Here is a 14,149-nt window from a genome sequence, read left to right on the forward strand (position 1 = left end):
ATAGCAGAAAAAAATAGAAAAGGTTGAAATCAAGTTAATAAATAAAGTACTTGCAAATATAATTGTAAGCGGTTACAATAAAAGTGTAATAAAGAACCGGTTCCGTAAAATAACTGTTTTAAAACGGAACATACTCATTTTTTATAGAGAGCAGGGAAGAACTATGAAGTATAATGAAGTTGCAAATCGTGTTATGAACGCGGTTGGGAAAGATAATATTGTTGCTGCAGCTCACTGTGCCACGCGATTACGTTTGGTCGTTAAAGATGTCAAAAAAATTGACCAAGCAGCATTAGACGATGATCCAGATCTTAAGGGAACATTTAATGCCAATGGGCAATATCAAATTATTGTTGGGCCTGGGGATGTTAATGGTGTTTATGATGAATTTGTAAAAATGACTGGTGTTAAGCAGGCATCAACAGATGATTTAAAAGAAATTGCTGCAAAATCAGGTAAAAGAAATCCATTAATGGATTTAATTAAAGTTTTGTCAGACATTTTTGTCCCATTGATTCCGGCGTTGGTTGCCGGTGGTTTACTGATGGCGTTAAATAACATTTTAACGCAGCCCTTTGGAACTAAATCGTTAGTAGAGATGTATCCCAATATTCAAGGATTAGCGGAGATGGTCAATCTCATGGCGTCGGCACCATTTGCATTCTTACCAATTTTGATTGGTATCACAGCAACACGTCGATTTGGTGGGAATGAAATTCTTGGCGCCGCAGCAGGAATGATGCTTGTTATGCCAAACTTGATTAACGGGTACGGCGTTGCTGAAGCAGTTGCTACTGGTAAGATGCCGTCTTGGGATTTGTTTGGTCTGTCAGTTGCACAGGCGGGCTATCAAGGGCAAGTATTGCCAATCATTGGAGTTGCGTTTATCTTGGCAACACTGGAAAAGTTTTTCCATAAGCATTTAAAAGGCGCCATTGATTTCACGTTTACACCTATGTTGGCGCTTTTGATTACAGGGTTTGTCACATTTATTGTTGTTGGTCCGGTATTACGTGTCGTTTCAAATGGCATTACAGATAGCTTAGTTTGGTTGGTGACAACATTTGGCTTCGTTGGATATGGCGTATTTGGTTCATTTTACTCAGCGATTGTTATTACTGGTTTACATCAAAGTTTCCCAGCTATTGAAACACAATTATTGGCAAATATTGCTAAAACAGGTGGTGATTTTATTTTCCCAATCGCCACAGCAGCAAACGTTGCGCAAGGTGCCGCAACCTTTGCAATATACTTCTTAGCTAAAGGCAATACAAAGTTACGCGCCTTATCATCGTCTGCAGGTGCCTCTGCCATGTTAGGTATTACAGAACCTGCTTTATTCGGTGTTAATCTAAAATACCGTTTTCCATTCTTTATTGCATTAGGTTCATCAGGTGTAGCAAGTTTGGTTATGGGACTATTTCACGTGATGTCTTCATCATTAGGACCTGCAGGTGTTATCGGATTCATTGCAATTCCAACAAACAAATGGTTTGGCTTCTTCTTAGCAATTATTGTTAGTTTTGGCCTATCGTTTGTAGTGACATTAATTTATGGGCGTTCACATATGCCTGAAGTCAATACAGCATCAGTAACAAATGTCCATCCAAATCAAGTGACGGGCTTTGAAATTAATGCACCAGTTGCCGGTGAACTTGTTGATATAACAACTGTTAACGATGCAGTATTCTCAAGTGGTATGATGGGTACAGGCATTGCAATTGAACCAGAAGATAATAAAATATTTGCGCCAATTGATGGCGAAGTGACGGTTGCGTATGCAACAAAACATGCGTATGGTTTGAAGTCAAATGATGGTGTTGAGGTGCTCATTCATATTGGTATTGATACAGTAAATTTGGATGGTAAAGGATTTACCAGTCAAGTCACACAAGGACAACAAGTTCATAGAGGTGACTTACTTGGTACATTTGATAAGCAGGTGATATTAGATGCTGGCTATCCTGTGACTACAATGGTTATTGTTACAAACACGAATAGTTTTTCAGATGTTGCTCTAGATACAACTTATGGTAAAACAGTACAGTCGAGTGATGTTATTATGACTGCTGTACCACAAAATAATACAATTACTGAAGCGTAAGGGGAGATTAATGTTAGTTACAAATGATGCAGTGAGTTTTGAAAAATTTCATTTATATCCCACCAAAGGGTTATTAAATGATCCCAACGGTTTAATATTTTTTAAGGGTCAATACCATGTGTTTTACCAATGGAATCCATATGCCTGTGATCATACGTATAAAGAGTGGGGGCACTTCGTTTCTGATGATTTAAAAGAATGGCAACGTGTTAAAACTGCATTAAAACCATCACTCGAAAATTTGGATAGTGCAGGTATATACTCGGGCACAGCTTTTGTACACGACGATCGATTATACATCTTTTATACAGGGAATGTTCGTGATACTTCAGGGCATAGCGTTAAATCATCCCAGATGTGGGCAGTTAGTGATGATGGTATTCAATTTAAAAAACTTGGTGAATTATTTCCCCATCCAAACGGATTTACGAAGGATGTTCGTGACCCTATGGTCTGGCAAGGGAAAAATGGTCATTACTTTCTAATACTGGGGGCGCAACATAGCAATAAGGTGGGTGACATCATTATCTATGAATCAATTGATTTCAAGAACTGGTCTTATCGTGGCTCATTAATTGAAAATCAATTATTAGATGTGCGAGGGTACATGCTAGAATGTCCAAATTTCATTGAAGTTGATGGGAAACAAATTTTAATGTTTTCACCGCAAGGACTTGCTGCAGATCCAAAAAATAATCGTTATGAAAATATTCATAACACGGGTTATGTGATTGGTCAGTTTGATGAGAAAAGCGCGCGATTCAACGTCATAACAGATTTTAAAGAGGTTGACCATGGATTTGAATTCTACGCACCCCAAACTATGATTGCACCAGATGGGCGCCGTATTATGTGGGGATGGGCAGGTATGATGACACCTGAACGTGAAGCGGCTGTCCCCACTATTCAAAACCGGAAATGGGTACATGTACTAAGTTTACCGCGTGAATTACATGTGAATGATAAACTACAATTGGTACAGCAACCAATTACTGAAATTATTGATACAACTGTCTTAACCTCGTTTGATAATGTGAGTATTGGTCAATACCGTATACCAACCACAGCTGATTGGACGATAAGACTTAGTGATCGTGCAATGTTGTCACGACATCATAATAAATTAGTATTTGAAAGGCAGCAATGGGAATCAGGTCAAGTTGAGACGAGACAATTAACAGGTGATTTAAATAATCTACTTTTAATTGTAGATGTTGATGTGATTGAAGTTTATACTGAGGATGGCCTAAATGCCATGACGGCGAGATGGTTTTGAATAGTACGAATAAAAAACTATATGAGATTTTTATCTCATCTAGTTTTTTACTTTAATGCTTGTAAGGCAAGATTATGGGCGCCTAAATTTTCTTTTTCAGGTAACCATTGGCTTAAAAATAATTTGTGTAAAGACACTAAAGTGCTAATCTCATCAACATAGATTTGGTAATGCTTAGCATAATTTTTATGTATGGCATCAATCAGTATTTGAGAATCACTGTACAATTGTATGATATCAGTTGTACTATCAAGTGTTTTTAACGCCCAAATTAAGGCAAGAAACTCGGCTTCTTGGTTGTTTTGAGTATCAGGTAAGCTACTTTTAAGCTGACGTTGTTTATTATTAGTAATAATAACTGCACCAGCAGCACTTTGTCCAGTTTGTATATTACGTGCTGCATCAACAAAAATTTTGATCATAGTATCTACCTTAGTGTCATAATTTTTGAATTGCTTTATTGATTAAATTATACCTTGTTTTCTAAAAAAAGTTATCAAATTACAATCAAAATCCATGGTAAAATAGATTAAGGCATGATTTCATAGATATATTGTTATTCTGTGAATAAGCCATATTTTATCGTAATGAAACTGGAGCAAAAAAATGATTCCTAAACGTGGATACTTTCAACCATTAGATATAACAGGACAAATAGGCTGGCTTTGGTGGTTTATATTGTTCATGGCCGGTATCATATTATGGAGTGAAACAACATTTAAATTAGAAATGATGCCAATCGTCTATCTCTTATTCATGTTGATACTAGGAATTATAACTATTTTGCGTCGTCGTGTTTATGTTGCGGGCGCACAATTGTTTTTGGGACGCGTATTTGTCTCAGATTACGAAAAAATTTCTCTTACAACGATGGTTAACTGGCAACTAAATGGCCATGTACTATCTTTTACACGTGCTGGACGATCACGTAAATACTGGCTAAGTCAAAACATTGCAAATCAAATTAAGGAATACATGGCTACTTATGACAAAAAAGATAACAATTAATATTATTGATCAAATAGGTCGCATTGATGCAATTTTGGCAAAAGAAAATTTACCATATTCACGTACAACATTAGCAGAGTGGTTACAAACCGGACACATTTTAGTGAATGGGGTTCAAGTCAAAAGAGCCTATAAAGTAACAACGGGTGATACAATCACCATTTTACAGCCAGAAGTGATAACAACTGAAATTATTGCAGAAGATATACCACTCGATATTATTTATGAAGATGATGATATTTTGGTTGTTAATAAACCGCAGGGAATGGTTGTTCATCCGGCTGCAGGACATAGCTCTGGGACACTTGTTAATGCATTACTTTTTCATGCGCCATTGTCGACAATTAATGGTGAATTCAGACCAGGAATTGTTCATCGTATTGATCGTGATACCAGTGGTTTATTAATGGTCGCAAAAAATGATCAGGCACATCAGGGACTTTCAGCACAACTTAAAGCACATAAAAATGATCGTATTTATTATGCATTAGTGCGTGGTGAATTTGTTGAAAATTCCGGCACAATTAATGCGCCGATTAATCGTCATAAAGTAGATCGAAAAAAGCAGGCCGTGCAAGAAGGTGGCCGTGAGGCAATAACACATTTTGAAGTGATTGAACGATATGTTGGTTATACGCTATTGAAAGTACGCTTAGAAACAGGTCGGACACATCAAATTCGTGTGCACATGACGTATATTGGTCATCCAGTTGTTGGTGATCCAGTTTATGGTTCTGCCCAAAATTTAGCTGGGGTCAAATTAAATGGGCAAATGTTGCATGCTAAAACCTTATCATTAACACAACCAAAAACTGGGGAAGAATTAAGATTTGATAGCGCATTACCTGCTTATTTTAAAGATGCTTTAGCAACCTTAACACCAATTATTCAAAACAATAATTAAGCTATTTGAAAGGAGAAGTATGTTGTTAAAATAACATACGCAACTATTATGACAAATAAAGAAGTGCTTGATAGTGCCTCGTTGCAACGTGCATTGACGCGTATTACATATGAAATTATTGAACGAAACAAGGGTGGCCAAGATTTAATTCTTGTTGGTATTAAAACGCGTGGCGAATTTTTAGCGCAACGTATTGCTAGTCGTTTAGAGCAACTGGAAGGTGTGAAAATTCCCGTTATGGCAATTGACATCACTAATTTCCGTGATGATGTTTTGAATCAAGAGGATAGCCTAGGCTTAAATGAGGCAGAAAAAAATAATATTGCTGATAAAAATATTGTTTTGATTGATGATGTTTTATTTACTGGCCGAACAATACGTGCCGCATTAGATGCGCTGATACATATAGGGCGACCAAATAGTATTTCTTTAGCTGTTTTGGTAGATCGTGGTCACCGTGAATTACCAATACGTGCCGATTTTGTTGGCAAAAACATTCCAACAGCTCAAAATGAAAAAATCAAAGTACTGGTTCAAGAAATTGATGGCCATGATGCCGTCGAAATCGTACATTAAGAGGAGAAGTAGGTGCACGGAGTTCAGAGTAATAATTTTACTGATGATGTGAATTTACAAGTGTAAAAATATGATACAACGTCACTTAATTCTTGAAGATGGGACGATATTTCCGGGACTTGGCTTTGGGGCACCGGCAACCACTTTTGGAGAAATTATTTTTCATACTGCCATGACTGGCTATCAAGAAATCATTACTGACCCGATATATGATGGTCAAATGATCGTTTTTGCGACGCCTGTTGTTGGTGCATCAGGCATTCATGCAGAAGCATATGAGTCAGTTAAACCCACTATTAGTGGCATGATTGTTCATGATTTGGCTGAAGTATCTGTTAACCGTCAGCGCCGTATGAATTTAGATCGGTTTTTAAAGCAACATAATATTCCTGGACTATATCAAGTTGACACGCGTCAACTCATTAGACATTTACGTGAAACTGGCCCACAAAAAGCGAGCATCGTTGATTTTGCGGATGAACATGCTATTGATCAATTGGTTGCAACTGTTTTGACAAACAAACAGGTGCAAAGTACTGCAACGCCAAAACCATATGCTAATCCTGGTCGTGGTCGGCATATTGTTGTCATTGATTTTGGTCTAAAACATGGTATTTTACGTATGTTGGGTGATTATGATGCTAATGTGTCAGTCCTACCCTATACGACCAGTGTGGCAGAAGTTCTGACATTGGATCCTGATGGTATTATTTTGTCTACCGGTCCAGGAGATCCTAGAACATTGCCAGATAGTGTTTTAACGTTAATTCGTGTTTTACAATCGAAAGTGCCTATGTTAGGAATTGGTCTAGGACATGAATTGTTTGCACTAGCAAACGATGCAGAATTAATGCCCCTACCATCAGAACATCATGGTATGAACCATCCCATCCAAGAAATTATTACTCGCCAAATTTTTTATGCGATGCAGGGTCAAGGCTACGCGGTGGATGCGTCATCAATTAACCGTAAAAAACTATTTGTGACTTATCGTGATCTTGTAGATGGCGCAGTTCAAGGATTACGACATCGTGAATTCCCGGCTTTTAGTGTACAATTCTTTCCTGATGCTGCGCCAGGTCCGCTTGAAGCAACAACTGTATTTGCAGATTTCTTTGAAACGGTAGAAGATTATGTCGAACATTACAATCAATAATAAAATCAAAAAAATATTATTTATCGGTGCTGGCGCAAATGATTTTGGCCGTGAAGCAGAGCATGATGCGGCAATATATCAAGTGATGCCGGAATTACGAGGGCATGGCATTGAAGTTTTTGTCGTTGATGAAAATCCTTACGCATTGTCGCTGGAAAGTTTGGCAGCGACAACTTTTTGGCAGCCCTTAACGATTGAAAACTTAAAAAAAATAGTCAAAGAAAATAACATCGATACGGTTGCACCTTTGTTTGGAGGTGAAGCATCGTTACGTTTGTGGGCAGAAGTCGTACAAAGCTGGTCGCATGGTGATGGGCCTGTACCAAATACACTTGGACTGAGTATTGAGATGTTACTCAAAGTGAATAATATTCCAGCCCTAACTGCGTATATGGCCAAAAATGGGTTACCGGTCATCAATAATTATGTGCTGAAAGCACAAGATGAAGCTAACGAGCTGTTACGTGAATTACAATTACCATTGATGATACGGGCTTTACATCCAAACCAAACAAATACACGCCATATTGTGGAACGTTTAGATGACTTTGAGGATGCTATTAATCTTGCAAAATTACAATCTGTTACGCAAGAAGTCATCATCTCTAAAGCAATTAATGGATTAAAGGAAGTCAGTATAGAGGTATTGCGCGATTTTCGTGGCAATAAAATGCAGATTGGTGCAAGCGAGGATATGGATCCTATTGGCATTCATACAGCAGATTCACTTAGCGTATCGCCCATTTTAACAATTCAAGATCAGTTGATTAGCAAAATGCGTGATTATGCATTTAGGGTAGCTGATATATTGCAATTACAAGGTGTGATGCATGTACAATTTGCTGTTGATGATGATACAAACAAGATTTATATTATCAAAGTATCACCTTATATAGACCAAATGGCAACGCGTATGTCATTAGCCACAGGGTATCCAACGATGCTTGTAACGATCAACTTAGCACTAGGTGTCGCATTAGAAGATATCGTTTTGCCACATAATTTTGGTAAAAATACTGCCATAATGGAACCAATGATGGATCATGTGGTTGTAAAGTTGCCTGTGTTTCCGTTTGGAGAATTAGTTCAAGCAGGTGTGCATGTTAACCGACAGCTCAATAGTGTGCAAAAGTCCATCGGGACAACCCTTGGATTTGGCCGAACATTTATTGAGGCCTTAGAAAAAGCAATTCGCTCAGCCCATTTTAATAATGCTAGTTTTTCGCCAACAAATATGGCATATATTAATGATGATGAATTGATTCAGCAACTGATTCACCCACAGGATAACCGTGTGTTATTGTTAATTGAAGCTATCAAACGTGGTTATGAAATTGATGAGTTAGCAGAATTAACAGCTATTGATGAATTCTATTTTTATCAACTGAAACATTTGCATACATTGGAGGAAGAGGTTGAGGCGGATATCGATAGCATTAAATCCTTACGACGTGGTAAAAAATATGGTTTATCCGACGGATTACTCGCACGCTTTTGGCATACCGATTTTAACATTATCAGAACTTTAGCAAAAGAGAATCATATTGACGTCACTTACAAGGCAGTTGAGCCTTCTGCTGGTGAATTTCCTGAAAACGCACGCCAATATTATGCGACCTATGAAGCGGAAAATGAATCGGTACAAATTAACGCAGACTCAGTGCTTGTTATTGGTTCTGGTGCTTTTAGAATGGGAGATGCAGCGTCAGGGGGATATGCTACGACAATTACGATGTCTGAGTTACGCCGATTACAATACCCGACAATCATTATGAACAATAATCCAAGTGATGCAACGTTATTACCACATTTGGCTGATAAGCAGTACCTTGAGCCGCTTGAAATATCGGATGTTATGCGAGTAGTAGAGTTAGAAAAACCTCAAGCTATTGTGATCCCTGGTAATCGCCGTAAACTCATTAAGGCTTTACGAGATCTAGGTCAGCAGGTTATTATTTTACCAAAGGAAAAGCATACACCAAGCGGTCCAAATGAAAATCAATCAGAATTTGCATTGAATTTATTTTATGATGGGCAAAATATGTATCCGATAAATTTCACGCAACATATGGCAGGTGAAGTGCGTATTATTCCCCAACTGGCGAATTTACCAGAAGAAATAGCTCAAAAAGAAATAGAGAGTCCTGGTGTTTATCAAATTATTTGGTATCAAAATACGGTCACATGGATTGACACTGTCGATGCAGCAGATATTGTTCATGATTCTTGGTTACGACCCATGCCATTTGGTCAAATTGCTTATATGACAAAAGTTATGGATGTACAATGGATAAGATTAACCATACGAGCGGCATTGCATGAACTAACTGATCAAGATGTTACAACATTGGCAATGATTAACCAGCAACCTATTGTTCAACCATTAAGCATGATAGCTGCCGATGTGAATTATCGCCTGCATCTCCAACCTAACGAAGTGATTGATGGTACAAGATTTGAAATAGGTGTCGGTGTGAATTATTATGAGTGATAGTAAAAAATACGACACACAATTGTTTACTGGTGTCGTGGTAGAGCAGGACGCCTCGGGCCGGTATCGACCTAAAACTGGTGTTACACCTAATGTTTGGCGAACCGGAAAACATACTAAAGGAAAATTTAAACAAATTGGGCAGGTTTTTTTAACGGAAAAAGGCCAGGCGATAGCTGTGCTAAATACTGAAAAATTGGCTTTTAACAAACGACATAATTATTCCTCGTTACAACGTTGGACCAGCCAACAAGTTAGTCTCGAATTGTTAAAAGATTGGTTATGACAGTTAAATAGAAAAAACGTGCATATAGAAAATATTTTTGTTATTTTCTATATGCACGTTTTTTATGTTGTCTCTGAATTCAATTTAGATTGATTCATGTTCTAAATGACGTGTTGATACATTAAATAATACTGCGTTGATAATGATAATGATGGTACAGAAAACAAATATACCACGATAATCAAATAGACTCGCAATTAATGCACCAAACATAGGACCCATGACTGATCCTAGTGATTGAAAACTTTGGTTATAACTAAATATGCGACTGGTCATTTCAGTAGGTGAGTTTTTGGATAACAAAGTTTGGATTGCGGGTAACATTGTGGCATCACTAATACCAACTAAAAAACGAAAAAACATCAACATACTAACACTTGTGACAAATGCTGTTGGGAGGAAGGCAATAACAGCTATCATAAAACCAATTTTAATCATACGATCGGTGCCTAAATGGTCTCCGATACGGCCAAAAGGTGGGGCCGCTATGACAGTTGCAATACCGGGCATGGCAGCAACCATACCAGCAATAAAAGTCGTATTTGAGGCATTATGCATTAATTCACGAACAAATAAACTAATAATCGGATTGATGGCTGTATTCACAGTTTGAACTAACATGGTTGTCACAAATAGACCAATAATCAACTGCTTATTTGGAATATGTGTCCAGAGATACTTAGTCGAAGCATTAGCAATACGGGGTGTTGATATATGAGGCGTTTCTTTGACTAAAAATAATGTCAGTACAAATACTAGAAACAAAATGATACCGGTGATATGAAATGACGTACGGTAACTAAAAAAAGTTGCTAAAGTACCGCCAAATAAAGGGCCAATTAAATTGCCTGCAGTCATGCCAGTGACCAAAATACCCAGCGCTTTACCAGCATGTTTTTTAGGTGTTTGGGTAGCAACAAGTGCATTCGCATTTGATATAAAGCCACCCATGCCACCTTGTAGTGCTCGTAAAAAAAGTAATTGCCACACATTTGTCACATTGCCCATTAAAAATAGCACAATTGACATGCCAAGAGCAGCCCGTAATAGCATTAATTTTCGGCCTTTTCTGTCAGCGAGTTTGCCCCAAAAAGGTGACACAATTGCTGTCACAAGAAATGAAATGGCAAATACAGCACCAGAATAAAAACTTAATTGATTTTTACTGAAAGTACCTAACGTATCAATGTAAAGTGATAAAAATGGCATCACTTCACTTAGAGCAACACCAGTCATAAACACACCAAACCAAAGAACAAAAACATTCTGTTGCCAAATTGGTTCAGAATCATCTAATTTGGTGTTATAATTTTCAGACATTTGCATATTCCTTCTTTAAAAGTAATATTACTAGTTTATGCTTATTTGTAAAAATATGCACACTCTAAGACTGGCCTTGTGAAAATATTAAAATTTTATTATAATTAAATTACGCATAAAAAGCGTTATAAGGCACACTGCGGTTTTTAAAATAGCAATGTGTCTTCCGGAAGATATGAAGGGAAATATGGTTACATTGACACCATACTATGGTTGTCTAAGTAACATAGTTGAAAATATGGCAAAAACAAAAAAATATACAGGCGAAGAAGTACTGACCTTAGTTGGGCAATACATGTCTGATGCAGATACTGCAAAAGTTAGGGCTGCATATGAATGGGCATCAGATTTACATAAAGGACAGTTGCGTAAATCGGGCGAACCTTATATTATTCATCCCATTCAAGTTGCTGGTATTTTAGCTGAATTAAAGATGGACACGGCAACTGTCATATCTGGTTATTTACATGATGTTGTTGAAGATACGCCAGCAACACTTGCAGATGTTGAAGCAAAATTTGGCGAAACGATTAGCCAAATTATTGATGGTGTTACTAAAATTAGTAAGATTCAGTACAAAAATTCACAAGAGCAACTTGCAGAAAATCATCGTAAATTACTTTTGGCGATGTCAAAGGACATTCGCGTTATTATTGTTAAGCTGGCTGACAGGTTGCATAATATGCGAACTTTAGGTGCTTTACGTGAGGAAAAACAACATCGTATTGCAAGTGAAACGTTAGATATTTACGCGCCATTGGCCGATCGCTTAGGTATTAGTACAATCAAATGGGAACTTGAGGATTTATCTTTAAGTTATTTAAATCAAGAAAAATATCATAGTATTGCATCACGAATGAATATGAAACGTGACGAACGTATTAGGTATGTACAGGAAGCAGTTTCTGAAATTGAAACAGCCATTCAAGAGCTTGAATTACAACATATCGATGTTTATGGTCGACCAAAACATATTTATTCAATCTATCGTAAAATGACAGACAAACATAAAGCTTTCGAAGAAATTTACGATTTATCTGCGGTACGTGTTTTGACAGAAACAATTCCAGATACATATGCTGTACTTGGCGCGATTCATTCAAAATGGATGCCGTTGCCTGGTCGATTCAAAGATTATATTGCATTGCCAAAAGCCAATGGTTACCAAAGTTTGCACACCACCGTGATTGGCCCTGGAGGTCGACCATTAGAAGTACAAATTAGAACACATACGATGCATGAAGTGGCTGAATTTGGTGTGGCAGCACACTGGGCTTATAAACAAAATAAAGGTGCTAATAAAGAAGTTAAAATTAATGATCATAGCCAACAAGCACTAAATGTAATCCAAGGTATTTTAGAATTGCAAGAAGATGCGAAAAATGCTGAAGATTTCATGGATGGAGTTCAAGGTGATTTATTTAGTGACCGTGTCTATGCATTTACACCACGAGGAGATGTTTTTGAGTTAGCTAAAGGTGCAGGACCACTAGATATGGCTTTTTCAATCCATACGAATGTTGGTATTAAAACAACAGGCGCAAAAATTAACGGTCGAATTGTGCCACTTGATTATAAAATTAAAACAGGCGACATTATTGAAATTATTACAAGTACATCCGCCAAACCGAGTCGAGATTGGTTAGATTTAGTGTCAACCCGTCGTGCACGTAATAAAATCAAACAATATTTTAAGCAGTTAGACCGTGATGACAATATTGAAGCAGGACGAGAATTAGTAACACGAAATTTGCGTGATACAGGATTTAGTACGATAGCTATTTTGTCAACAGAGAATTTAACTAAAACAGCTGAGGTACTACATTATCATTCATACGATGATATGTTTGCAGCAATTGGTTATGGGGATGTTACAGTTCCTGGGGTTGTGAACAAGTTGACCGAGGGTATCCGTGAAGCACAACAAGAAGCTGAAACAGCTGAATTACAGCGCGAATTACTTGAAGAAGGACATGAAATTAAGCGTGGCGAAACGGCATTAACACAACGTCAAAAGGGTTCAGCAGATGATATTGTGATTGCTGGTGTTGACAATCTTTTAATCCGTTTGGGTCGTTGTTGCACACCAGTTCCTGGGGATCAAGTGATAGGTTATATTACAAAGGGACGTGGTATTTCTGTTCACCGAGTTGGTTGTCCGAATATTCGTGCGGCAGAAACACAGGGACAACGATTAGTTGATGTACAATGGGAAGATGAAGAAGGCTTAAAACCTAATTATGATGCTGATTTGACAGTTCACGGTGAAAATCGTAATGGTTTACTTAATGACGTTTTACGTGCTGTTAATGGGCGTACACGATTTGTGAATTCAGTTAACGGACATGTGACAAAAAATGGTATGGCGCAGGTATCATTGTCACTTGGTGTCAAAAATAGTATGCAACTCAATGGTATAATGGATGCACTAAATACACTACCTGCGGTTTATGATGTCGAGCGCACTTTTCATTAAGATTTATGGGCATTTTCAAAGTGAATATTATTCGTGTTGCATAGTTTGGTAAAAAGTTTTTTAGCAGATTGTGTTGTCAAAAATATAGGGGTAAAAATGAAAATAGTATTACAACGTGTGACACAGGCATGTGTCAGTATTGCGGGTGATAAAATTGGTGAAATTGAGCATGGATTTGTTTTATTCGTTGGTGTGGCAGATGCTGATAGCCAATTAGAAATTGACTATCTTGTTCGAAAAATTAGTCAATTACGTGTCTTCGAAGATGATAATGAGCGTATGAATTTAAGTATTAAAGATATAGATGGTGCCATATTGTCTATTTCACAGTTCACATTATTTGCTAACACTAAAAAAGGTAATCGACCCAGCTTTACGGATGCTGGTGCACCAGCATTTGCATCGATGATGTATGATCATTTTAATGAATCGCTACGTGCAAGTGGTTTGTCAGTCATAACTGGTGAATTTGGTGCTAATATGCAGGTATCAATGGTTAATGATGGGCCGGTTACGATATTATTTGATACAGCGCATCAATAAAAAATGGTA

At 37.5% G+C, this 14,149-nt stretch carries 12 protein-coding genes; 10 read left to right on the forward strand and 2 right to left on the reverse strand.

The genetic code is table 11. From position 1 onward, the window contains the following. Window positions 1-163 precede the first annotated feature (163 nt). Together LEGAS_RS03885 and LEGAS_RS03890 are read left to right on the forward strand one after the other, a co-directional pair. Window positions 164-2,104, forward strand: a complete 1,941-nt coding sequence (locus LEGAS_RS03885) for a sucrose-specific PTS transporter subunit IIBC (protein WP_010390278.1) — start codon at window positions 164-166, stop codon at window positions 2,102-2,104. Between the two features lie 10 nt (window positions 2,105-2,114). Beyond that, on the forward strand, window positions 2,115-3,380 hold the full coding sequence (locus LEGAS_RS03890; RefSeq protein ID WP_013231466.1) for a glycoside hydrolase family 32 protein: 1,266 nt from the start codon (window positions 2,115-2,117) through the stop codon (window positions 3,378-3,380). 47 nt (window positions 3,381-3,427) lie between these two features. Here LEGAS_RS03890 and LEGAS_RS03895 read toward each other — a convergent pair whose 3' ends face one another. Continuing rightward, on the reverse strand, window positions 3,428-3,802 hold the full coding sequence (locus tag LEGAS_RS03895) for a ribonuclease HI family protein (RefSeq protein ID WP_013231467.1): 375 nt from the start codon (window positions 3,800-3,802) through the stop codon (window positions 3,428-3,430). Between the two features lie 184 nt (window positions 3,803-3,986). Between LEGAS_RS03895 and LEGAS_RS03900 the strand changes: the two genes are divergently transcribed. The 6 genes from LEGAS_RS03900 (at window position 3,987) to LEGAS_RS03925 (ending at window position 9,801) form a co-directional block, all read left to right on the forward strand. Beyond that, window positions 3,987-4,388, forward strand: a complete 402-nt coding sequence (locus LEGAS_RS03900; protein WP_013231468.1) for an EbsA family protein — start codon at window positions 3,987-3,989, stop codon at window positions 4,386-4,388. Then, a complete protein-coding gene (locus LEGAS_RS03905) occupies window positions 4,366-5,292 on the forward strand; it encodes an RluA family pseudouridine synthase (protein ID WP_013231469.1) in 927 nt (308 codons plus the stop codon). Before LEGAS_RS03900 ends, LEGAS_RS03905 begins: the two co-directional genes overlap by 23 nt. Before the next feature lie 48 nt (window positions 5,293-5,340). After that, window positions 5,341-5,868 (forward strand): bifunctional pyr operon transcriptional regulator/uracil phosphoribosyltransferase PyrR, encoded by a 528-nt coding sequence (gene pyrR, locus LEGAS_RS03910; protein WP_010384578.1) that lies wholly within the window; start codon window positions 5,341-5,343, stop codon window positions 5,866-5,868. A gap of 70 nt (window positions 5,869-5,938) precedes the next feature. Next, window positions 5,939-7,024, forward strand: coding sequence for a carbamoyl phosphate synthase small subunit (locus LEGAS_RS03915; RefSeq protein WP_013231470.1), 1,086 nt, complete (start codon window positions 5,939-5,941; stop codon window positions 7,022-7,024). Further along, the gene (locus LEGAS_RS03920) at window positions 7,002-9,515 is read left to right on the forward strand and encodes a carbamoyl phosphate synthase preATP-grasp domain-containing protein (protein WP_013231471.1); all 2,514 of its coding nucleotides are present in this window, start codon (window positions 7,002-7,004) and stop codon (window positions 9,513-9,515) included. Before LEGAS_RS03915 ends, LEGAS_RS03920 begins: the two co-directional genes overlap by 23 nt. After that, entirely contained in the window at window positions 9,508-9,801 is a 294-nt protein-coding gene (locus LEGAS_RS03925) for a DUF7671 family protein (protein ID WP_010384576.1), read from the forward strand. The genes LEGAS_RS03920 and LEGAS_RS03925 overlap by 8 nt, the downstream gene beginning before the upstream one ends. An 84-nt stretch (window positions 9,802-9,885) precedes the next feature. Here LEGAS_RS03925 and LEGAS_RS03930 read toward each other — a convergent pair whose 3' ends face one another. Continuing rightward, entirely contained in the window at window positions 9,886-11,121 is a 1,236-nt protein-coding gene (locus tag LEGAS_RS03930; protein WP_013231472.1) for an MFS transporter, read from the reverse strand. 238 nt (window positions 11,122-11,359) lie between these two features. Between LEGAS_RS03930 and LEGAS_RS03935 the strand changes: the two genes are divergently transcribed. Both LEGAS_RS03935 and dtd read left to right on the forward strand, forming a co-directional pair. Continuing rightward, window positions 11,360-13,597 carry a RelA/SpoT family protein gene (locus LEGAS_RS03935; protein ID WP_010384572.1) on the forward strand — a complete coding sequence of 746 codons (2,238 nt, stop codon included), beginning with the start codon at window positions 11,360-11,362 and terminating at the stop codon, window positions 13,595-13,597. Between the two features lie 96 nt (window positions 13,598-13,693). Further along, window positions 13,694-14,140 (forward strand): D-aminoacyl-tRNA deacylase, encoded by a 447-nt coding sequence (dtd, locus tag LEGAS_RS03940; RefSeq protein WP_013231473.1) that lies wholly within the window; start codon window positions 13,694-13,696, stop codon window positions 14,138-14,140. Window positions 14,141-14,149: the final 9 nt, after the last annotated feature.

The sequence above is a fragment of the Leuconostoc gasicomitatum LMG 18811 genome, assembly GCF_000196855.1.
GTDB classification, from domain to species: Bacteria; Bacillota; Bacilli; order Lactobacillales; family Lactobacillaceae; genus Leuconostoc; species Leuconostoc gasicomitatum.